The 20,370-nt window shown below is 49.6% G+C and carries 22 protein-coding genes and 1 pseudogene; 8 read left to right on the top strand and 15 right to left on the bottom strand.

Features of this window, described 5'->3' with window-relative positions:
* The 7 genes and pseudogenes from SG35_RS27245 to SG35_RS27270 all read left to right on the top strand — a co-directional run bounded on the left by SG35_RS27245 (position 1) and on the right by SG35_RS27270 (position 5,212).
* Positions 1-1,905, top strand: a complete 1,905-nt coding sequence (locus SG35_RS27245) for an ATP-binding cassette domain-containing protein (RefSeq protein WP_044834258.1) — start codon at positions 1-3, stop codon at positions 1,903-1,905.
* A gap of 85 nt (positions 1,906-1,990) precedes the next feature.
* Entirely contained in the window at positions 1,991-2,725 is a 735-nt protein-coding gene (locus tag SG35_RS27250) for a tetratricopeptide repeat protein (protein WP_044834259.1), read from the top strand.
* Between the two features lie 93 nt (positions 2,726-2,818).
* A complete protein-coding gene (locus tag SG35_RS27255; RefSeq protein ID WP_084692860.1) occupies positions 2,819-2,947 on the top strand; it encodes a DUF3149 domain-containing protein in 129 nt (42 codons plus the stop codon).
* Between the two features lie 267 nt (positions 2,948-3,214).
* A pseudogene (locus SG35_RS32195) lies at positions 3,215-3,445 on the top strand (flagellin N-terminal helical domain-containing protein); the annotation flags it as partial.
* A 123-nt stretch (positions 3,446-3,568) separates the two neighbouring features.
* Positions 3,569-3,823, top strand: coding sequence for a flagellin (locus tag SG35_RS32200; RefSeq protein ID WP_476470240.1), 255 nt, complete (start codon positions 3,569-3,571; stop codon positions 3,821-3,823).
* 184 nt (positions 3,824-4,007) lie between these two features.
* Positions 4,008-4,985: a hydrolase gene (locus tag SG35_RS27265; RefSeq protein ID WP_044834260.1), complete on the top strand. Its 978-nt coding sequence runs from the start codon at positions 4,008-4,010 to the stop codon at positions 4,983-4,985.
* Entirely contained in the window at positions 4,982-5,212 is a 231-nt protein-coding gene (locus SG35_RS27270) for a YheU family protein (RefSeq protein ID WP_044834261.1), read from the top strand. Before SG35_RS27265 ends, SG35_RS27270 begins: the two co-directional genes overlap by 4 nt.
* Positions 5,213-5,281: 69 nt before the next feature.
* On the opposite strand, the gene SG35_RS27275 is transcribed toward SG35_RS27270, so the two are convergent.
* From SG35_RS27275 to nudE, 3 genes are all read right to left on the bottom strand, one after another.
* Positions 5,282-5,866 carry a YceI family protein gene (locus SG35_RS27275; RefSeq protein WP_044834262.1) on the bottom strand — a complete coding sequence of 195 codons (585 nt, stop codon included), beginning with the start codon at positions 5,864-5,866 and terminating at the stop codon, positions 5,282-5,284.
* A 239-nt stretch (positions 5,867-6,105) separates the two neighbouring features.
* A complete protein-coding gene (cysQ, locus tag SG35_RS27280; RefSeq protein WP_044834263.1) occupies positions 6,106-6,924 on the bottom strand; it encodes a 3'(2'),5'-bisphosphate nucleotidase CysQ in 819 nt (272 codons plus the stop codon).
* Positions 6,925-6,926: 2 nt separating this feature from the next.
* A complete protein-coding gene (gene nudE, locus SG35_RS27285; protein ID WP_044834264.1) occupies positions 6,927-7,478 on the bottom strand; it encodes an ADP compounds hydrolase NudE in 552 nt (183 codons plus the stop codon).
* 316 nt (positions 7,479-7,794) lie between these two features.
* Here nudE and yrfG point away from each other — a divergent pair, with 316 nt between their 5' ends.
* Positions 7,795-8,472: a GMP/IMP nucleotidase gene (gene yrfG, locus SG35_RS27290; RefSeq protein WP_044834265.1), complete on the top strand. Its 678-nt coding sequence runs from the start codon at positions 7,795-7,797 to the stop codon at positions 8,470-8,472.
* Positions 8,473-8,495: 23 nt separating this feature from the next.
* On the opposite strand, the gene SG35_RS27295 is transcribed toward yrfG, so the two are convergent.
* Genes SG35_RS27295 through gspC form a run of 12 tightly spaced genes read right to left on the bottom strand, consistent with a single transcriptional unit; the run spans position 8,496 to position 20,219 of the window.
* Complete coding sequence (locus SG35_RS27295; protein ID WP_044834266.1) at positions 8,496-9,239, bottom strand: type II secretion system protein N; 744 nt, start codon at positions 9,237-9,239, stop codon at positions 8,496-8,498.
* A complete protein-coding gene (gene gspM, locus SG35_RS27300) occupies positions 9,239-9,706 on the bottom strand; it encodes a type II secretion system protein GspM (protein ID WP_044834267.1) in 468 nt (155 codons plus the stop codon). Before gspM ends, SG35_RS27295 begins: the two co-directional genes overlap by 1 nt.
* A 2-nt stretch (positions 9,707-9,708) precedes the next feature.
* Positions 9,709-11,001, bottom strand: coding sequence for a type II secretion system protein GspL (gene gspL, locus SG35_RS27305; protein ID WP_053043223.1), 1,293 nt, complete (start codon positions 10,999-11,001; stop codon positions 9,709-9,711).
* A complete protein-coding gene (gene gspK, locus SG35_RS27310; protein WP_044834268.1) occupies positions 11,001-12,005 on the bottom strand; it encodes a type II secretion system minor pseudopilin GspK in 1,005 nt (334 codons plus the stop codon). Before gspK ends, gspL begins: the two co-directional genes overlap by 1 nt.
* Positions 12,005-12,739 carry a type II secretion system minor pseudopilin GspJ gene (gene gspJ / locus SG35_RS27315; RefSeq protein ID WP_044834269.1) on the bottom strand — a complete coding sequence of 245 codons (735 nt, stop codon included), beginning with the start codon at positions 12,737-12,739 and terminating at the stop codon, positions 12,005-12,007. Before gspJ ends, gspK begins: the two co-directional genes overlap by 1 nt.
* Positions 12,739-13,119, bottom strand: coding sequence for a type II secretion system minor pseudopilin GspI (gene gspI, locus SG35_RS27320; RefSeq protein WP_044834270.1), 381 nt, complete (start codon positions 13,117-13,119; stop codon positions 12,739-12,741). The genes gspJ and gspI overlap by 1 nt, the downstream gene beginning before the upstream one ends.
* A complete protein-coding gene (gene gspH, locus SG35_RS27325; protein ID WP_084692861.1) occupies positions 13,112-13,777 on the bottom strand; it encodes a type II secretion system minor pseudopilin GspH in 666 nt (221 codons plus the stop codon). The genes gspI and gspH overlap by 8 nt, the downstream gene beginning before the upstream one ends.
* A gap of 2 nt (positions 13,778-13,779) precedes the next feature.
* Complete coding sequence (gene gspG / locus SG35_RS27330) at positions 13,780-14,223, bottom strand: type II secretion system major pseudopilin GspG (protein ID WP_044834271.1); 444 nt, start codon at positions 14,221-14,223, stop codon at positions 13,780-13,782.
* A 14-nt stretch (positions 14,224-14,237) separates the two neighbouring features.
* Positions 14,238-15,455, bottom strand: coding sequence for a type II secretion system inner membrane protein GspF (gene gspF / locus SG35_RS27335; RefSeq protein WP_044834272.1), 1,218 nt, complete (start codon positions 15,453-15,455; stop codon positions 14,238-14,240).
* Positions 15,456-15,463: 8 nt separating this feature from the next.
* Positions 15,464-17,122, bottom strand: coding sequence for a type II secretion system ATPase GspE (gspE, locus tag SG35_RS27340; RefSeq protein ID WP_236702636.1), 1,659 nt, complete (start codon positions 17,120-17,122; stop codon positions 15,464-15,466).
* A 2-nt stretch (positions 17,123-17,124) separates the two neighbouring features.
* A complete protein-coding gene (gspD, locus tag SG35_RS27345; RefSeq protein WP_236702637.1) occupies positions 17,125-19,224 on the bottom strand; it encodes a type II secretion system secretin GspD in 2,100 nt (699 codons plus the stop codon).
* Between the two features lie 2 nt (positions 19,225-19,226).
* Positions 19,227-20,219 (bottom strand): type II secretion system protein GspC, encoded by a 993-nt coding sequence (gene gspC, locus SG35_RS27350; protein ID WP_044834273.1) that lies wholly within the window; start codon positions 20,217-20,219, stop codon positions 19,227-19,229.
* Positions 20,220-20,370: the final 151 nt, after the last annotated feature.

Here is a 20,370-nt window from a genome sequence, read left to right on the forward strand (position 1 = left end):
TTGATCGTAGCCAACGAATTAAGCTTAGACAGAGGGGCTAAAAACCTGATTAAGTCGTCTAGCTTCACCATACACCCCAATCATAAGGTCGGCCTGGTCGGTGCAAATGGCTGTGGTAAATCCTCTTTATTCGCCGCCCTGCTAGGCCAGCTACAGGCAGACAGCGGCAGCATCAGTATGCCCGGCAGCTGGAAAATCGCTACGGTTAAGCAGGAAACCCCGGCACTGGAAATGTCGGCATTAGATTATGTGATGGACGGCGATAAAGAATTCCGCCAGCTGGAGCAACAACTGGAGCAGGCCAGGGCCAATGACGACGGCAATGAAGAAGCGATACTGATCAATAAAATCGATGCCGTTAATGGTTACAGCCTGCCTGCCCGGGCCGGCGAACTGCTGCACGGGCTTGGATTTCTGCAACACGAGCTCAGTGCGCCGGTCAAAGACTTCTCCGGTGGCTGGCGCATGCGTCTAAACCTGGCCCAGGCGCTGATCAGCCGTGCCGATCTGTTGCTACTGGATGAGCCCACCAACCACCTGGACTTAGATGCGGTGATCTGGCTGCAACGCTGGCTGAAACGTTTTACCGGCACCCTGGTACTGATTTCCCATGACCGGGATTTTCTCGATGATGTTATCGGGCAAATTTTGCATATCGAGCAACAGCGGGCCAAATTATACTCAGGCAACTACACCGCCTTTGAGCGCCAGCGCGCCGAGCACCTGGCCCAGCAAGATGCGCAATATCAAAAACAGCAAAAAGAAGTCGCCCACCTGACCTCTTTTGTTGACCGTTTCCGCGCCAAAGCCAGCAAGGCGAAACAGGCACAAAGCCGGTTAAAGCGCCTGCAAAAGCTGCCGGATTTAGCCCCGGCCCATGTCGACACCCAGTTTACTTTTACTTTCGAACAGCCGGACAGTTTACCTTACCCGCTGCTGTCGTTAACCGACAGCCAGTGCGGCTACCATGAGAACGCCATTATTTTAAACCAGGTGAACCTCACCCTGGTGCCCGGCAGCCGTATCGGTTTACTGGGCCGCAACGGCGCCGGTAAGTCCACCTTAATCAAATCCCTGGCGGGAGAGCTGGCGCTGCTACACGGCGAACGGTATTGCGCCCAGGAATTAAAAATCGGTTACTTTTCCCAGCACCAGCTGGAGCAATTACATGCCGATGCCAGTCCCATCAACCATATTTTAAAGGCCAAACCGGCATTAACAGAGTTGCAGGCCCGCTCCTTCTTAGGCCGTTTCGGCTTTAGCGGCGATCAGGCCCTGGGCCAGGTCGGCACTATGTCCGGCGGCGAAAAAGCCCGTTTGGTGCTGGCGCTGATCGTACTGGAAAAACCCCAGCTGTTGCTGCTTGATGAACCCACCAACCACCTGGATCTGGAAATGCGCCAGGCACTGGTACTGGCACTGCAGGAATTTGCCGGGGCCATTATCCTGATTGCCCATGACAGATTCTTACTGGAATCCTGTGTCGATGAGTTTTACCTGGTGGCCAACAACCAGGTCAGTGATTTCAGCGGCGATATCGATGACTACCAGCAATGGCTTAATGACGACAAAAAACAAACCGGCCAGGGCAATAAAGTCGCCAAAGAAAATGTTGTCGATAAAAAACAACAACGTAAAGAGCAGGCTGAGCTACGTAAAAAAGCCGCGCCTTTGAAAAAACAGGCAGATAAATTTGAAAAAAATATTCACCAGTGGCAGCAAACGCTGCAAGAGGTTGAAACCGAGCTTGCCGACAGTGAAATTTATCAAAGCGAGCATAAAAAACGCCTGACGGAATTATTAAAACAACAAGCCAGCCTGGTGCAAGATATCGAAGCAGCAGAGATGGAATGGATGGAAGTTGAAGAGCAGATAGAAGAGATCATGTCGCAGGCTTCAGAATAACCGCGTATTGTTTTAACTCTACTTTTAAGATAAGTTGCTACAATAAAGGGTAGCAATTTCACCGGATTGACAGCAGAGAGTTCTTATGAAAAAAAACGTATTAGCGTTAATGTTACTTTCACTGAGTACGGCCTATTCAGCGAGTGCCAATGATCTCGAATTAGGTATCTATCAGCTTAACCGGGGGGAATTTAAAGCCGCCATTAATGAATTTAAACCTTTGGTGGTTGAAGGTTATGCGCCGGCACAATACCAGATGGGACTGATTTACCTTAACGGTAACGGCGTCAGAAAAGATCCCGGGCAGGCCTTTGAATTATTTTCCCTGGCGGCGGATCAAAACTATCCGGATGCCCAGTTTCAGCTGGCCGTGATGTACAGTGACGGCATAGGCGTCAAGAAAAATGAGAAAATGGCGTTTGAGCTCACGGAAAAAGCCGCCAAAAAAGGCCTGCCCAGCGCCCAGTTCAATTTAGGGGTGATGTATTATAACGGCGAAGGGACAGTGAAAAACTATTTAACCGCTTCCCGCTGGTATGAAAAAGCCGCCAACCAAAACTATGCCCTGGCACAGTTTAATCTCGCCTTGATGTACTACGAAGGAAAAGGGGTCGAAAAAGATCTTGAAAAGTCTTATATCTGGAACATCATTTCCGCTAAAAACGGTTATGTCCAGGCACAAAAAAGCCGGGATATGGATGAACGGGATTTAAGTGTCGAGCAGATCGAAGAATCCCGCGCCAAAGCCGAAGACATGTACCGCAAAATCATGATGCAGGTCGACCTGAAAACCAAAGAAGCCTATAAGGGCTTGATCTGATCCCTTGATAACAAATCATTCGTTGATCTAAATCATAAGCCATTACCGGCTCTTTAATTACACTAAAACAGTAGATTAATTAAGGAGCCTGTAATGGATATTTTCGCAACATTATTAAAAGACCCGGTAATTTGGTTCTCATTTGGCGGACTGGCTATCGTACTGGGCATTTGTGCCTTTTATGTTTATTTCTTTATGAAAAACATCAAAGAAAATAACTAACAGCCGGCACCCGCAACCAAGTCGATAAGACTATTGAATTGGCCGCTGCGCTTTTCGCCATTTAACATCAGAGGTTTTTCCCGCTGAACCAGTGTTGGACCTGCTCAAAAAACAGGCGAACACTGGCTTGCCTGTGGTATAATTTCAAATAAGGACTCCCGCATTTAGTCTATAGAGGGCCTTATTATGGATTTCTCCATCAAGCAAACCTCAGCCAATCTCAGCTTTATTGAGCGTATCAATAAAGAGCGCGAACAAGCCCAGGAACAACTCGCTTCCGGCAAACGCATCAACAGCGCCGCCGACGATGCCGCAGGCCTGCAGATCGGCAACCGCCTCACCTCAGGCATCAATGCCTTTGAACAGCTGGCAACCAATGCCAGGGATCAGGTCAATATCAACCAGGTACAAGATTCGCAGCTCAGCGCCATTAATGACGGCCTGCAGCGGGCCAATGTACTGGCCATTCAATCCGGCAACCCCCTTTATCAGGGAGATGCCATTCAGGGTGAATTAGATCAGATCACCCAGGAGATTAATGTCATTGCCGGTGAAGCCCTGGGTCAGGATGATTTTATCCAACGCCTCGACGCCGGCGATCCCGCCACCACCCAGGCGGCATTGGCAACGGCACAGGCAGATATCAACGACAGGGCATCAAGCCTGGGAGCCGAAAGTAATGCTTTAGCGAGCCAGGTGGCCACGTATGAGATTAGCAGGGTCAGCCTGAGTGACAGCCGCTCGCGAATAGAAGACACCGACTTTGCCCGGGTGACGGGAGAGAGAGACCAGGCGGAGACCCGGTTTCAAATCGCGTTATTAAATAAGCGCGACGAGGAAAGCCGTAAAGGGCTGCTGATTGATCAATTGCTCTGATAAAAGCAGGCAGCCAATTACGCAGGTTGCAAATCGCATGATTAAATAAACGCAACGAGGAAAGCCGTAAGGGGTTGCTTATTGACCAGCTGCTATAAAGCTTTTATGGCATTAATTTAGGCTTTTTACCGTCTTTGCCTTACAATACCAGTCCAGTAAACAATTACAGGCCTTACCCGGTTTTATGTTTTATAAAAGTCAGTTTAAAGCCGCCTGGTGGTTAGCAAACCCTCACTTACAAACCATAGTCGCTAAGTATTTACGCCGAAAAGAAAAGCTGGCGACGATCACGGAAACACTGGAACTGCCGGACGGCGACTTCATCGATCTTGCCTGGACCGAAGTTCCGCCACCGGATAATACCCGGCCTTTAGTGATATTGTTGCACGGTTTGGAAGGTTCCATCGAGAGCCATTACACCCGGGGTATGCTCAAAGCCGTCAAACAAAAGGGCTGGATCGGGGTCTTAATGCATTTTCGCGGCTGCAGCGGTAAACCCAACCGCCAGGCCCGCTCTTATCATTCCGGCGATACCCGGGATATCAGCTATTTATCCGGTTTGCTCAAACAGCGCTATGCCAATTGTCCGCTTTTGGCGGTGGGTTTTTCACTGGGGGGCAATGTCTTAGCCCGCTATCTGGCCCTTAACCCGGACAATCCCTATCAGGCGGCGGTGATCATCTGCGCGCCGCTGCACCTGTCCAGTTGCAGCGACCGCATCAACAGGGGATTTTCCAAAGTATATCAGCAATACCTGGTGAAAATGCTCAAAGCCAGCACAGGTGAAAAAATCGCCCGACAACAGCTCTCCCGGTTCGATGCCAAAAGCCTGGCCAACATTAGCACTATACGTGACTTCGACAACCAGGTAACCGCCCCCATCAATGGTTTTGTGGATGCCGAAGATTATTATCGGCAAATGAGCGGCCGGGATCTGTTGGCGGATATTCGCCAGCCCTGTTTAGTGATCCATGCCATGGACGATCCCTTTCTAAGCCACCGGCATATCACCTCCCGGCTCAAGCTGTCGGCGAGCACCACTTTTGAACTTTGCCGCCGCGGCGGCCATGTCGGCTTTATTGCCGGCAATAACCCGTTTAAACCGAAATTTTGGCTAGAGCACAGAGTGCCTGCCTACCTTAAGGAGCAGTTAACAACATGATCATTCCGCCAGATAAACTTTCCCCCGAGGTACTTGCCGCGGTTATCGAAGAATTTGTATTAAGGGAAGGCACAGAATACGGCGCCGCCGATATCGATTTATCGACTAAAATAGCACAAGTTAAACAGCAGCTTGCCGACGGCAGCGCGTTACTGGTTTATTCTGAACTTTATGAAAGCGTCAACATCATGCCCGCAGATCAATTTAATGCCGGCACGCACGAGTAACTTAAACGGAATTGAAACAAGAAATCAGGGAGCAGATAGACTGCTCCCTGGTTTTTCCCTAAGGAAAGACTAACCGGTATGGGCCTGGTTAAAAGACAAGACAAAGCTTACCGGCACGGCATTGCTGATACTGGGCAACCCCGCCAGCTCACGTAACTTGGCAACACCGGCAACCAGATCATAATTTTTAGCATTGATCAGTACCGGCTGCATGCTGGAAACAACAAACTTATCCTTAGTGAGTTTTGCCACCAATACCTGGGTGCTGACTTCCTGTTTTTGCCCGTGTAAACTGATGCTGCCAGTTAACGGCATCAGCAGGGTTTTACCGCTGGCAAGCTTGTTAATTTTCTGCATATCCAGTGCGGCTTTAAAATTAGCTTTAGGGAACTTATCGGTATTAAACAAAAACTGTTTCATGCGGTCATCACGAATAGCAATCTTAGTATCGACACTGGTCAGATCTACGGTAAAGTTCACCTTGCCTTCTTTATTCACTTTCCCCGCCAGACGGGCGAAATGATGATTTTCGGCAATATCACCTTTTTTTATGGTCACAAAACTCAGTTTGGAAAACTGGTTATCCAGTAACCAGGCACTAAAGGCCGGGAAGGTCGTTAAACTTACCAATAATGACAATAATAATATACGCACGTATTTCTCCTTTTAGATCTGCCGCCGTTTGTACGTCACCGGCCCAGATCGGTTTATTTTTCTTTGGACACAAAAAGTTATCATAACAATTATAACCAAGCGCAAAAGATTAACTAGCGAAAAGTCATTGCTAAACCATCCGGATTGCCAGAAATAACCTTTATTTATAATAGCGTTAGCCGGTAAGCAGCCAGAAAAAGTACCCGGACGCCAGGTCCGGGACAGCGGCTGAATAAGGGTTAACGTGCGGTTTTATGGGGATGTATGATTTGTTTCCAGGGAAAATCGCCGTTACCCATGCTGATAAAGTCCGGATTGATGAGCGTATCACGGCGGTTATAGCTCAGGGGATTAAACTCACTGTCTAAAATGGCCCCGCCCGCCTGCTCTAAAATACACTGGCTGGCGCCGGTATCCCACTCGCCGGTAGGACCGATACGTAAATAGCAATCGGCGCCGCCTTCAGCAATCAGGCAATTTTTTAACGAACAGCTGCCCAGGGCAACATACTCAAAATCAAAATTTTTATTAAGGTATTGCGCCATCAAAGACAGCTCTTGCCGACGGCTGATGGCCACTTTGACCGCCTGTCCGGGTTTATAGGCAGCGACTTGGATCTGATGGCTGCCCTGGTCATTATCTTTAAAGGCACCGAGATTTTTTTGCCCGTAGTAGGTCAGGCAATGATCCGGGGCATGGATCACCCCGATGCTGGGCCAACCGTCTTCAATTAAGGCAATGTTCACGGCAAAATCACCGCTGCCGATAATAAACTCGCCGGTCCCGTCTATGGGATCGAGCAACCAGTATTTTGACCAGCTCTTGCGCTGTTCAAGCCCCTCAATATCAAGTTCTTCCGAGATAATGGGAATATCCGGAGTCAGGGTTTTTAACCTGTCCATCAATACCTGGTTAGCGGCGAGATCGGCGCTGGTCACCGGGCTCTCATCCCCTTTTATTTCGGTATCGAAATTACCATGACGATAATAACTCATCACCTCATCACCGGCTAACCTGGCGCTTTGCAGCGCGATATCCAACAATCGGTCTTCGCCCATATCTAGCCTCTCAAGTGATTTACCACCAACAACAGTGCAGCTATGCTGCGTGCTTCCGTAAAGTTTGGCTCCGCCAATAATGCCTGAAAATCATCCAGCTGCCAGCTGACAACTTCTAACGGTTCAGGTTCGTCCCCTTCAAGTGACTGGGGGTACAAGCCACGGGCAAGAAAAATATCCATCCTGGCGTTAAAAAACGCCGGCGCCATGGAAACCTGGTGGATAGGCTGTAAAATCTCGGCGCCAAAGCCTATTTCTTCCTGCAATTCCCGGTTGGCCGCCACTTGTGCCGTTTCCCCGGGATCGATCAAGCCTTTGGGAAAGCCCAGTTCGTAACTATGGGTGCCGGCACAATATTCCCTGACCAGCAAGAGTGAACCGTCCTCCTGCAGTGGTACTATCATTACCGCTCCACGGCCCGAGCCCTGCATACGTTCGTATTCCCGTTGCACCCCGTTGCTAAAGGTCAGATCGATTTGTTCAATGGCAAAAAATCGGCTTTTGGCGACTTGCTTCCTTTGGGTAATTTTGGGTAACTGGGTCTTAGCTGTCATGTTTATCGGCGGCCTGATCTCTTGTTATAAATAGCGGCTAACGGGACGATAAACTTAAATAGACAGCCGTGTTTTAATTGCACAAGCAGGTATCAGTGATTTATCGCTTTAATATAATTAAACACATTCATAAGCCAGGATGCAACCTGCCGGGCCGGGATAATTACCCCCTTCGGTCAAAAGCGGCAATATTTTCAGTAATCCTTATCCGACAAGCCAACGGCATATCACTTACCAGGCAGGTAATCTACTTAACTAAAGGCCGCGGATTGGCTATCATGAGTCCACATAGAAGAGAAACAAAAAGCGATACCTTATGCTCAACTGGTCTGAAATCTCCACCGTATTACTCGATATGGACGGCACTATCCTGGACTTACACTTTGACAACCAGTTCTGGCTGGTACATCTGCCCAAGCGTTACAGCGAATACGCCAACATCAGTTTCGAACAGGCACAGGAAAAACTGCACAGCCATTACGAGCGGGTTGCCGGTACCATTGCCTGGTACTGCCTGGATTACTGGCAGGAACAAACCCAATTGCCGATCACCACCCTGAAACGGGAAATACAGCACTTAATTCGCCTGCGGAAAGATGCCGTGGCTTTTCTCGAAGCCTTGCGGGAAAGCGGCCGTGAAGTGGTGCTGGTAACCAATGCCCACCCGGACAGTCTGTCACTGAAAATCGAGCGTACCCAGTTGGATCAATACTTTGACCGCTTATATTCCACCCATGAATTCGGCGCTACCAAAGAATCTCAGCTGTTATGGCAAAGGCTGCAACAAAAACACCCGTTTTCGCTGGACAATACCCTGTTTGTTGATGACAGCCTGCCGGTGCTCAACTCGGCAAAAAAATACGGTATCAAGCATCTGCTGGCCATCGCCAACCCGGACAGCCAGCAGGAGGAGCGCACCATCACTGAGTATCAGGCCATTACCGACTACGGGATATTATTGGAAGATATCAGAAACACCCCGGTCGGCAAATAAACCGGCCGGGATGAAAAGAGAAATCAGAAGCCCAGGCGGTATCGCCCCTGGGCGTCCTTTTTTCCTAAGAAAGGTAAAGCCCCTTTAAGGGATTCGGGAAACTTGTCTGCCGGCTGCAAATAGCCCTGTCCTGAGAACTTGCCCCCCTGACGCAGGTAAGCGGAAAACGTCAGACCTAAATTATTTTTCGGCTGGATATTAAAGGCCAGTGCCCCTTCTTCACAGCCGATATCGGCGCTGAGCGGTCCTAAGGTGACATTTTGCTCCAATGCCGTCACTTTCGCCTTTTTCCAGGAAACCAGTCCCGACGCCTGGGCGCAAAACGGCTTATCGAACACTAAGCTATCCAGTTTAACCGAGACATCGCCGGAAGCAGTCACAGGCACGGGTAAATCCAGTTGCCGGGAAATATCATTGGCCGCCAGCAGGATATCGGCATCCGACAGGGTCAGGTTGCCCAGTAAACCACTCACTTTCACTTCCCCCTGGGGTCCGGGCAATAAATCATCGCCAAAGGTCAAACTGACGGCAGGATCAAATACCAGTAAGGACAAAGGACTTAAACTAGCCGTAACCCGGTTAAGCTCAATATCCCGGGTGGCCAGGCGCTTTATTTCCGCTTGCCATACCGTACCCGAGAGGTTTTCAACAACAATATCCTTAGGTAAAGAAACAAAGTTAAAGATTAACTTGGCCGGTATGGTGGCAATAACGAAAATCAAATAAACACTGGCGAATACGCCGGCGTAAACAGTACCCTGCTTCATTAACCTCTTCCTAACTGCAAGCGTCTCACACCGACAACCCCGGGTTGTTTGGCATTATTGAGATCTATGGATTTAACATGTAAACCTTCGTTATTGGACAGTTGCTCTAACCACTGCAGCAGCTGGCTAAACGAAACTTCATCGATCCATATCTGAATATCATTGCCCTGGGGTTGCATCCGGGTAATGCCGATACCGTTACGTTTTGCGGTACGGTTGACTATGCTGGATAAGCTGCCGCCCCTGGATGATTGCTTGTTTTTATTGGCCTGCTGATAGCGGGCGGTATTATCGCTGACCCAGGTCAGCAGCTCTTGCTGGCGCTTGAGCTTGGACTGGGTTTTTGCCAGGTTTTCATTAAGCGGCTGCCATACCAGGCTGTATAAAATAAACACCAGCACCACAGCGCTTAACGCTATTATCGACTTTTGCTCGCGAGCATTGAGTTGTTGCCATTTAGCCTTCATGATTATCCCTTAATACTAAATGAGCCGGAAATCTGCTCACCCTGGTTGCTCTGCGCCCCGAGGTTCACCGTTAACCTGGCTTTTTCCAACGCATTTTTAAATTTATCAAACTGCTGATAATCACTGGCAAGCGCCTGCAGGCGTAATTCCTGGCGTTTGCTGTCAAACTTAATCGATGCCGGTTTCATCCCGGGTACACTGGCAAAAGCCGGTTGTACCTTAGCCAGCATTTCCAGAAAACCGCCGCTGCTGTTACCCGGCCCCAACTCATTAAGCTTTTGCTTTAACTGTGACTTGATCGTGGTTACCCGCACCCTTTTGGTGGCAGGAAACGCTTTTTTATAGGTGTCTATAATCTGCTGTTCAACCGCTGCCTGCTGGTTGGACACCTGCATCAGAGAGGCGCCTTTAATGCCGACATTCATCACCAGGGCAAATACGGCAATACCCGCTGCCCACAGCCAGCTGGTGGTTGCTTTAGACCTCGGCTGCACCTGCTGGAACTCTCCCTGTAACAGGTTTACCAGAGAGGGGTCGACATGTTGTGCCAACAGAGCTAACGGCAGCTCTTCCGGCTGTGCCCGGATAATAAGCTGATCGTCGCCCTCAAGCGCCGAATAGGCATCAATGACCAGCTCGGCAGGGCTGTTTTCACTATCGGGGGGTTCATGACCTTCCTCTGAAACTTCGCCATCATTGCTTTCGCTTTGTGGCTGTGTTGCCTGCTGCCATTTTTCACGCATCAGCGGCCAAATGCCGTTATCCAGGCATAGCCCTTGCCACTGGCCCTGGCGCACTAACGTTTGCTGCCCTAAACCAACGGCTGACCAGCCGGCGTCATCATTTTCGGGTAAAGGCATCGCCAGTACATCCGGGATGATATGCTTGGTGCTGATACCGGCATCCGCCAACCAGCTTTGCCATAAGTGCATTTGTTCGCGATCGACCACAGCGGTAAAACAGTTATGCCCCTGCTCGTCTTCTTTAATATTGCCGTAGGCAAAGAATAGCTGCTCGACATCCTGGGCCAGATCATCTTCGAGCATATAAGGGACCGCAAGCCGGACAGCACGCCCGGATTTACCCGGCACTTTCAGCCGGCGCAGGGAAACGTCACAGCCGGGGACAAAAACCGTCACCTGACGGTTTTCCGCCTTGTCCCTCAGCTCACTCAATTGTCCTGTATGCTCCAACTCGCCGCTGGCAATAATCTCACGGTTAGCCCCGGACCAAATCAACCAATGGATACATTCCTGGCTCTGGCTGGGCAGTCTAATAAATAAAGTTTCAGCCATCAATCACGTCCTATAGTGCGGCTAATTACCTGTACCTGATTATTATTATCTACTTTCATAATCGAATTCAGTGCAAAATAACTATTGTTAAACTTGGTTGTTGTTTTTAGCTTAAAATATTCGCTGTCGACAACAAACTGCTTCTTCTTATCATCATCTAATTTCGCCTTGCTTATTTCCGGCAAATTAAAAAAATCGTCTACCGACTGAAAACCTTCCTCTTCGCGGGAAGACAAGGCCTGCTGGACATCCGATAACGGAATATCCAATAACGCCTGCAACACCACCGCTTTCTCGGCATCCACGGTATTGATATTCAGCGCCAGGGTCGGTTCACCCGGGATCACACACACATGCTCCTTAAGGGCATTGATCACCGGCACGGTAAAGTGCTCGACGATGCGTAACTCATTGACACTGCCAAGTAAGTTGTTCGCCGGCAGATAGGGAAATTCTTTGGCGGCATAATCATTATCTTCGGCGCCGCCGGCACTGACAATGGAGCTGTTGTCATCGAGCCAGTCCGCCAAAGCATCCGCCATATATTCTGCTTCAAATTGCCCGACCCCTTCAACATTCAGGTCAGTGATCAATTTTTCAAAAGCTTCATGGGCAGGCGATTTATTGTTGCCGCTATTGCCGCCGTTATTGGCATTTTGCGAACTCGGCGGGGTTCTTAAGGCATTTAAATTAAAACACGCCTGTAAATCAACCACCTCGGCTGTGATCTGGCCAAAGTCCACCGGGTAACTGACTTCTCCCTGGGCCCAGGCCTGGCCCAAATGGGTTACATCCGGTTCATCATCATTGATCAGCAAGATCGCCCTTTTACCGTAGGCTTCGGCTGCCATCGCATACCAGTAGGCCTGCTGGTTGAAATTAACATTGGTAGTGCGCTGCATCTGTAATTGTAAACGGGCAGTCATCTGGGTTGCCAGTATCGATGCCAGGGCAACGACCAGCATCACAGTGATCAGCGCGACCCCTTTTTGCTGCCTGGCCATTATTTGCTCCCCTTAGAGGCACCGCCGGAGTTATTTCCGCCGCCTGTTGAGTTACCGCCATTATTGTTCGAGCCTTTGCCCCGAGAGGAGTTGCCGCGCGACGAATCGCCGGGGCCGCTGTCCTCAGGCACATCACCCGCCACTAAATATTGGCGGCGAACCAGGCCATAATCTTCCAGTTCAATTTCAATGGCAATGGCCAGCGGCAAAGTCCCTTTGGCCAGTTCTTCCTGCCACTCTTTGCCGTCAAAAAAGTTAAATTTCAGCGATGTTACCCCAGAGATCAAAGGACGCACTTTAGGCTCCTCTCCCGGCACCGCATCGACAAAATTAAAATGCAAACGCTCCAGGGTTTCTTCGTTTAGCTGATAAGCCACCGACTGCATATCGCTGCGGGGCAATAACAACCCCGGGTTGGTCCAGCCGTTGCGGACAAAACCTATCGCCTGGGTTTCAGAAAAAAAGCTGCTCTCGTCGGTATGAATATAACCGTCCAGGGGCTGCTCACCGTTCACCCGGATACTGCGCCGGGCAATTTGCGTCAGATCTCTTTCAATCAATAAAAACGCCCGCTGCAATTCATTCATGCGCTCGGTGCGGGTTTTCGACGCTTCTTCGCTGGAAAGCACGGTATCAAAGATGGTAAAACTAGACAGGCTGACCACGGAAAAAATAGCAATAGCAATCAGCACTTCCAGCAGGGTAAAACCCCGGTTATTAACAAAGGCCTTCATTAGAGGCTACTCTTGGCCAGGTAGGTGGTTAAACTGGTCAGCGGTTTTTCGGCTTTTTCCTCTAAACGAATTTCCATCACCACCTGTCTCATATTGGTGTCGGCGGTTTTCACCACTTTTTGTTGCCAGAACCATTCGCGGCCGGCCATCTCTACCTTGCCTTTTTTATTATTTTTCGGTGGCCAGGTAGTCACCAGACTTGTCGCCACCAATTGATTGGCCGCCACCCAGTCGGCAAAGGTTTTTTGCTCCAGATAACCCAGGTTGCGTGAGTTGGTATCGGCAGCACCGAGTAAGGCAACACCGGCAATAGCAAAAACAGCCATGGCCAGCATGACTTCAATCAAAGTAAACCCGGCGGCTTTAAAATGCTTATTCATCGGCTTCGGGTCCTGCGATAACTTTGCCGTCAATTAAAAACTCCCTGGTCAAAGGCGTTGTAAACAAACCCGTTACCCGGTAGGCAAATTCCTCATCCAACACTAACTCTTCGACAAAACTGAAGGTCAGGCTAAAAGGCGTAATATCACCGCCTGAGAGGATATAGACCTGGGGAATTATTTTTTCTTCTTCCTCTTCGCTAAAGCTGTCTTCCTCTTCCACTTCAAAGATACTGCGGTCATATAAGGCAGGCTCTTCTATCGGCAGGTCATCGAGCTCCAACGCCATTGCCAGATCTTCCGAGACACTGTAAGAGGCAAATAAATCTTCATCCGGCAACGGACTCCAGCGTACCCCGTCATAACCGACAAACTGGTAGCTATTTTTATCCACCAGCAGGCCCAGCTCGACATTGTTGAGCATGGAATATTCGGCGGCAATATCGAACACGCCGGCAAACCTTTCACTGGCTTGCCTGAGTTTTTCTTCCGGGCGGTTGCCCGACGTTGAAAACTGTACCAGGGAGACCATGATGCCGATAACCACAATCACCACCATCACCTCAATCAGGGTAAAACCTTTGCTCCCACGTCCTGTCCGTAAACCTTTGCCCGATGCCTTAACACCGGCGAAAGCCCCTTGCCTGCCTAAATTCATGATTACTGGTAATCACCCAGGTTCCAGTTACCGATATCGTCTTCGGTACCCACTTCACCGTCAGGTCCCATGGAGAAAACGTCCATCTTGCTTTGCTCGCCCGGATTTAACAGCTGGTAGTCGTTGCCCCACGGATCTTGAGGCAGACGTTTCACGTAGCCGTCTTCAGGGAAACGGCGCGGCAGTGGCTCAATATCGGTTTCCGTCACTAAGGCTTCCAGCCCCTGGTCTGTACTCGGGTAGTTATAGTTATCCATCTTGTACATGCTTAACGAGGTTTCCAGGGCATTGATATCCGACACCGCCTTTTGTACATTGGCACGTTCCTGGCTGCCCATCAGGTTAGGCACTACCATACTGGCAAGAATACCTAAAATCACGATCACCACCATCACTTCGAGTAGCGTAAAACCGCGCGCTTTTTTCGCTTTGTGTAAATTTTTCATCATTAACTTCCTGCTTAAGTTCCCATTAAATTATTTAGTTGCATAATAGGTTGTAAAATTGCCATGACAATAAACAACACTACCCCGGCCATAGACACCATAAGTGCCGGCTCAAAAGCCTTTAATGATATATTCATCAAGGCTTCAAATTCTCTGTCCTGGTTATCTGCCGCCCGCTCCAGCATGCCTTCAAGTTTACCGCTTTTTTCACCGCTGGCGATCATATGCAGCATCATAGGGGGAAACAGCTTGGTTTGCTCCAGCGATACCCGCAAACTCGAGCCTTCGCGCACCTTGTCCGCCGACTCTTTGATCTTTTGTTTGATATAAAGGTTATCCAGTACCTCGCCGGAAATACGCATGCTTTCCAGTAAGGGCACGGCACTGGCGGTCAATATGCTTAACGTACGGGCAAAACGGGCGGTATTCAGGCCACGGGCAACTTTGCCTATGCCGGGCATGGCAATAAGCCGCTCATGATAAGCCAAACGGAAGGCAGGTTTTTGCAGTAACCTAGAAAAGCCCATCATTACCAGCATGATAAACAAGAGGATAAATAAACCATAGGCCTGTAAAAAGTCACTGGAGGAAATCAGAAACTGGGTGGTACCCGGCAGGTTTGCCCCCATATGCTCGAACTGGCCGACAATTTTCGGCACTACCGCCACCAACAATATTGCGATCACCCCGACCGCAACCAGGGTCATGATCACCGGATAAACCAGTGCCTGGATCAAGTCGGAGCGCATTTTTTGCCGCTGCTCGGTATAGTCCGCCAGGCGGTTTAAGACCTTGTCCAAATGACCTGACTTTTCCCCCGCGGCTACCATGGCACGGTATAAGTGACTGAATATTTGTGGAAATTCCGCCATGCTCTCTGCCAGACCATAACCTTCGGTGACCTTGGTACGCACCGCCATTACCATACTTTTGATACGGTTTTTTTCACATTGTTCCGCCACCGCCATCAGGGATTCTTCCAACGGCAAACCTGATTCCACCAGGGTTGCCAGCTGACGGGTCATCAGTGCCAATTCAGCGGCAGAGACCTTGCCCCTGCCGCCGGTTTTTTTGGTGTTTTGTTTGGTTTTTTGCAGGCTGGGCACTACCTCAATCGGCATCAACCCCTGTTCTTTGAGCTGGGTGCGCACCTGCCGCGGGGTATCTCCCTCGATCACCCCTTTTTTCGTTCTGCCGCGGTTGTCTACCGCCTGATAATCAAATGCTGCCATCTCACCCCCTAATCTTCACGCGTGACACGTAAAACTTCTTCCAGGGTGGTTAAACCGGCCATCACCTTATCGAAACCGTCACGGCGGATACTCGGGGTGGTGCGGCGGACAAATTTTTCAATCGCCTGTTCGCCCTTGCCGTTATGGATCATTTCCCTGACCTTGTCATCCACGACCAACAGTTCGTGGATACCCATACGCCCCTTATAACCTTTATGGTTACATTCGCTGCAACCCACGGCGCGGTATATCTGCTGGGTATTGTCATCACCCAGGCCTAACATATGAATTTCTTCTTCATCCGGATAATGGGCTTCGCGGCAATGCGGACATAAGGTCCTCACCAGTCGCTGTGCCAGTACCCCCAACAGGGACGAGGATAACAGGAAAGGCTCAACCCCCATGTCTTCCATCCGGGTAATGGCGCCGGCGGCGGTATTGGTATGCAGGGTAGATAATACCAGGTGACCGGTTAAACTGGCTTGTACCCCGATTTGTGCGGTTTCCAGGTCACGTATTTCCCCCACCATCACCACATCGGGATCCTGACGTAAAATGGCGCGCAAACCGCGGGCAAAGGTCATATCTACCTTGTTGTTTACCTGGGTCTGGCCTATGCCTTCGATGGCATATTCGATCGGATCTTCCACCGTCAGAATATTTCTTTCCCGGCTGTCTATCTGGGTCAAACCGGCATAAAGCGTGGTACTCTTACCGGAACCGGTCGGGCCGGTCACCAGGATAATGCCATGGGGTTTATCAATTAAATCGCTGAAACGCTTGCGGTTGGAATCTGTCATGCCCAGATCTTGTAAATCGAGGCGGGCAGCGTTCTTATCTAACAAACGCAATACCACCCGCTCGCCATGGCCGGTAGGCATGGTCGAGACCCGCACGTCCACCGCACGACCGGCAATACGCAGGGAAATACGGCCATCCTGGGGAATACGCTTTTCCGCGATATCCAGCTTGGCCATAACCTTGATGCGCGATACCAGCAAAGAGGCCAGCTTACGGTTGGGTTTCAATACTTCCCTGAGCACGCCATCGATACGGAAGCGTATCTGCAGCGCCTTTTCAAAAGTTTCAATATGGATATCCGAGGCATTTTCCTTGATTGCCTCGCTGAGCATGGCATTGATCAGCTTGATGATCGGCGCATCATCTTCATTTTCAAGCAGATCTTCAGATTCCACCATTTCATCCGCCAGCGAATACAGATCGACTTCGTTACCTATGTCTTCCATCATCTGCTTGGCTTCGGAAGAATCCCGCTGGTAGGCCAGGGTCAGCAACTGTTCAAATTCATTTGCACTGTGGAATTCGACGCTAAAAGGCGCCCGTACCCGGCGACGCACTTCCATCAGGATGTCGGCATCAACGCTTTTCAGGCAGGCCAGTACCAGGCCGCTTTCCTCTTGGCTGATCAGCACACTGTGGCGCTTGGCAAAACCAAACGACAGGCTTAAGTCGGCCGCAGGACCTTGCTCCTCAAGCTCATGGTCAAGCCCGGCAGTTTCATCCTGCTCTGCCCCTGAAAATTGCTCAGTGGCGATTTGCTCAGCTGCCACTTGCGCAGCTTCTGCCTGTTCAGCCTTTACTTGTTCAGATGCGGCTGAAAATGTTTCCGGCTCTGTCACCTCAGCCTCCCTATCCATAACTTTCATCACTAATGTTCTTGCTTATCGGATGAAGTATCATCCGATTTTTTCTGCTCAATATATTCATCAAACGTCGGCGGCAGCGCCAGTTCATCATTCCACTCGGGGATCAACGGCAGCTCGGCATCACCTATTAAAGATAACCCGCGTTGTTGTTTTTCTAGCTCGCCTGCACGGATAAAGTTATATCTTTCTTTGCTAATGGTACGCATGGTCTCGCCGTCCCGGATAATGGTAGGACGCAGGAAGACCATCAGGTTACGCTTACGCACGCTATTGCTGGTGGATTTAAACAGGTGCCCCAGCACCGGAATGTCTCCCAGCAAAGGGACTTTCTGCAAGCTTTCCTGGACATCGTCATCGATCAGGCCGCCCAGCACAATGACCGCGCCGCTGTCAGCCATCACTGTGGTTTTGATTTCACGTTTGTTGATGGAAATATCCACCCCGGTAGCACCGCTCACCGAGGAAACTTCCTGCTCTATGGTCAGCTGCACCCCTGAACCTTCATTGACCTGAGGCGTGACCTTCAATTTAATACCCACTTCCTGGCGGTCCACCGTCTGGAAAGGGTTAGAGTTATTGTTACTCGCAGTAGAGCCGGTAATAATCGGGATTTCCTGACCAACGATAAAATAGGCTTCTTCGTTGTCTAAGGTGGTAATGCTCGGACGGGATAACAGGTTAGAGTTAGTATCGGTACTGACCGCCTGTAAAATCGCCCCCCAATCGTTATCGACAAAACCTAACATGCCACCGCTGACCGAACCTAAGGCGCTGGCCAGGACGGTAAAGTCACCATCGGTATCCGGGTTCTTGGTTTCGATTGGGCGATTATTTTCATCATAAGTGGTGATGGTAGTCCCTTCTTCACCTTCAGCCGCAGCAACACCGGCCGCTACCGAACTGATAGTCGCGGGCCCATTGGTGAACTGGGTAAAGCCGCCTTTTTCGTGGAACCACTGCACCCCGAGGTTGGCGCCATCGCCGTCAAATACTTCAACGATAATGGCTTCTACCAGTACCTGGGCACGGCGGATATCAAGCTGGCGAATAACCGCTTCAAGGGAACGTAACATATCCGGCTGTGCGGTGATCACTAAGGTATTAGTGTCTTCATGGGCTTCAATGCTGATATTGCGTTTTTTCGCGCTTCGGGTCTTGGTTTTGCTGTTTTGCCCTTCCGCTTCAATCGATTCGCTGACGCCGGTCAACACCTTCACCATGTCTTCCGCTTTGGAATATTTCAGGTAATACACCCGGGTATTGCCGCTGGTCTGCAGCTCGCTGTCCAGGCGTTCAATCAAGTGGGCGACCCGCTCACGTGCCTGGCGCTCACCACTGACAATCACGCTGTTGGTTCTGTCGTCGGCAACAATTTTCGGGATCAGGAAAGTCGGGGTACCCGCTTTACCCTGGCTGGATTTATTCATGGCTTCGACGATACGCACCATTTCACCGGCCGAAGCATGTTTGAGACGGATGATCTGTACGTCTTTATCACCGGCCCGGTCAACCCGTTGGATGATTTTCACCAGGCGCTTTACCACGGCGGCGGTACCGGTCAGCATGATGACGTTGGCAGGGTCGTAGTTGACCACATTGCCGCCACCGGCCTGATCCGATAACTGGCGCAGCAAAGGCACCAATTCGCGTACGGTAACATTTTTCACTTCGATCACCCGGGTGACCATTTCATCACCCATGCCCGGGTCTTCATTGCCCACTACCGGGATAGAAGAGGTTTTTGCGTCTTTGGAGCGGATAATCTTTATAACATTGTTATCCATTTCCACGGCTGAGAAACCGTAAACCTCAAGCACATTGAGGAAAAACTGGTAATACTGCTCTTCCGTTAATAAGTCATAACTGCGGACATTAACCTTACCGCGCACATTGGGATCGGCGATCATGGTTTTCTTTAAATTTTTACCGACAATATTAACGAATTCAGTGATTTCCGTCCCTTTAAAATTAGGAGAATATTGCGCGGCATAAACCGGCTCCGGCACAGTTAAAGTACTAAAAGCAATGGCGGCTGATACGCCCAGTACCAGTTTTTTCAACTTAGGAGCACTTACTGTCTGGCTCATTAAAAAATTTCTCATAACTAATTATCTATCCTGAACAATATTTCTGTCATTTCGCCATTACGATCTATCAGTAAAGCCACTTCTCGTTCTTGTTTTAAGGCTCTTAATGCCTGGGCCGCATCCGACGGTACCGTTAAATCGAAACCATTCATTTGCACCGCAACATCACCGGATTTTAACCCTGAGTTCTGGAAAAACTCGGGATTTTTACCCGGCATCAGGCGATAACCGGTGACACTACCATTTTCTCGCTTGGGGGAAATCTTCAGGTAATCTGTGATTTTCCCCGGGTCCTCTGTGATATCATTACGCAAGCTGGTCACACTTTTACTTAACTGACGGTTATCACGCTGATCTACGCGCTTTGCCGATGTTTTGGCCCCCTTGCTTTTTTCCCTTGATTTTGTCCTCGATGACTTAGCCTTACTCTTATTCTTGCTGGTCACGGGTTTGGCACGGAAAGCTTTCGTTTTACCTCCTTTGCCCTGCTCATAGTCAAAGCCATCGAGCATTAAGGTTTCCAAACGACCCGACTGTTTTATTAAGACCCTGTCATTGTGTACTTGTTCCAAGGTTGCCCGGGTGCCTGTAATTAAATCGCCGATACCATAGGTTTCCTGGCTCGACTGATGTTCAATAATGGCAGCGGCATTGTCGCTTTTATTACTGGCCACCACGCCGGTCAGGGTAAGGTTCAACCGGGTTTCCGGCGCATCTTCAATTTCAATCACTTCTTCCTCGACAGCCTGGCTATTATACTCTCCGAAAAGATTTAATGCCTGTATCTTGGAGACACTGATGTTTTGCTTTTCCTGTGAGACGTTATTGCCTCCGGGTACACTGGTTGCGGTATTGTTAGCGGCGGGTTCGGGCACTAACATCCATGTAATCTGAGCTCCCAGATATGCAATATAAGCTAACATCAAAATAATGACAGCTTGTGCAATCCTTTGTTGCGGGAGTTTGGCTATCGTTTCAGTTAACGAGGCCATATTATTTGGCAATTCCATATAGTTCTATGTTTTTCTTTATAATTTACGTTAAATGACGATATTAAGCTCAACCGATGATACTTGACCATTAGATAAGCAACAAGCACAGCGGTGACATTGTCACTAAAATTTACAATTTAAATCCTTATGGCGAAATGCGCAGGGTTAT

The organism is Thalassomonas actiniarum (assembly GCF_000948975.2).
Taxonomy (GTDB): Bacteria; Pseudomonadota; Gammaproteobacteria; order Enterobacterales; family Alteromonadaceae; genus Thalassomonas; species Thalassomonas actiniarum.

Excerpts from the sequence above, each read along its gene's own strand:
- gspI (WP_044834270.1), bottom strand. The coding sequence starts at position 13,119 with ATGAATAAGCATTTTAAAGCCGCCGGGTTTACTTTGATTGAAGTCATG.
- gspH (WP_084692861.1), bottom strand. The coding sequence starts at position 13,777 with ATGAATTTAGGCAGGCAAGGGGCTTTCGCCGGTGTTAAGGCATCGGGC.
- gspC (WP_044834273.1), bottom strand. The coding sequence starts at position 20,219 with ATGGAATTGCCAAATAATATGGCCTCGTTAACTGAAACGATAGCCAAA.
- SG35_RS27255 (WP_084692860.1), top strand. The coding sequence starts at position 2,819 with ATGGATATTTTCGCAACATTATTAAAAGACCCGGTAATTTGGTTCTCA.
- SG35_RS27295 (WP_044834266.1), bottom strand. The coding sequence starts at position 9,239 with ATGAAGCAGGGTACTGTTTACGCCGGCGTATTCGCCAGTGTTTATTTG.
- SG35_RS27270 (WP_044834261.1), top strand. The coding sequence starts at position 4,982 with ATGATCATTCCGCCAGATAAACTTTCCCCCGAGGTACTTGCCGCGGTT.
- cysQ (WP_044834263.1), bottom strand. The coding sequence starts at position 6,924 with ATGGGCGAAGACCGATTGTTGGATATCGCGCTGCAAAGCGCCAGGTTA.
- SG35_RS27250 (WP_044834259.1), top strand. The coding sequence starts at position 1,991 with ATGAAAAAAAACGTATTAGCGTTAATGTTACTTTCACTGAGTACGGCC.
- gspE (WP_236702636.1), bottom strand. The coding sequence starts at position 17,122 with ATGAAAGTTATGGATAGGGAGGCTGAGGTGACAGAGCCGGAAACATTT.
- gspJ (WP_044834269.1), bottom strand. The coding sequence starts at position 12,739 with ATGAAGGCCTTTGTTAATAACCGGGGTTTTACCCTGCTGGAAGTGCTG.
- gspG (WP_044834271.1), bottom strand. The coding sequence starts at position 14,223 with ATGAAAAATTTACACAAAGCGAAAAAAGCGCGCGGTTTTACGCTACTC.
- gspD (WP_236702637.1), bottom strand. The coding sequence starts at position 19,224 with ATGAGAAATTTTTTAATGAGCCAGACAGTAAGTGCTCCTAAGTTGAAA.
- gspK (WP_044834268.1), bottom strand. The coding sequence starts at position 12,005 with ATGGCCAGGCAGCAAAAAGGGGTCGCGCTGATCACTGTGATGCTGGTC.
- gspF (WP_044834272.1), bottom strand. The coding sequence starts at position 15,455 with ATGGCAGCATTTGATTATCAGGCGGTAGACAACCGCGGCAGAACGAAA.
- yrfG (WP_044834265.1), top strand. The coding sequence starts at position 7,795 with ATGCTCAACTGGTCTGAAATCTCCACCGTATTACTCGATATGGACGGC.
- nudE (WP_044834264.1), bottom strand. The coding sequence starts at position 7,478 with ATGACAGCTAAGACCCAGTTACCCAAAATTACCCAAAGGAAGCAAGTC.
- SG35_RS27265 (WP_044834260.1), top strand. The coding sequence starts at position 4,008 with ATGTTTTATAAAAGTCAGTTTAAAGCCGCCTGGTGGTTAGCAAACCCT.
- gspM (WP_044834267.1), bottom strand. The coding sequence starts at position 9,706 with ATGAAGGCTAAATGGCAACAACTCAATGCTCGCGAGCAAAAGTCGATA.
- gspL (WP_053043223.1), bottom strand. The coding sequence starts at position 11,001 with ATGGCTGAAACTTTATTTATTAGACTGCCCAGCCAGAGCCAGGAATGT.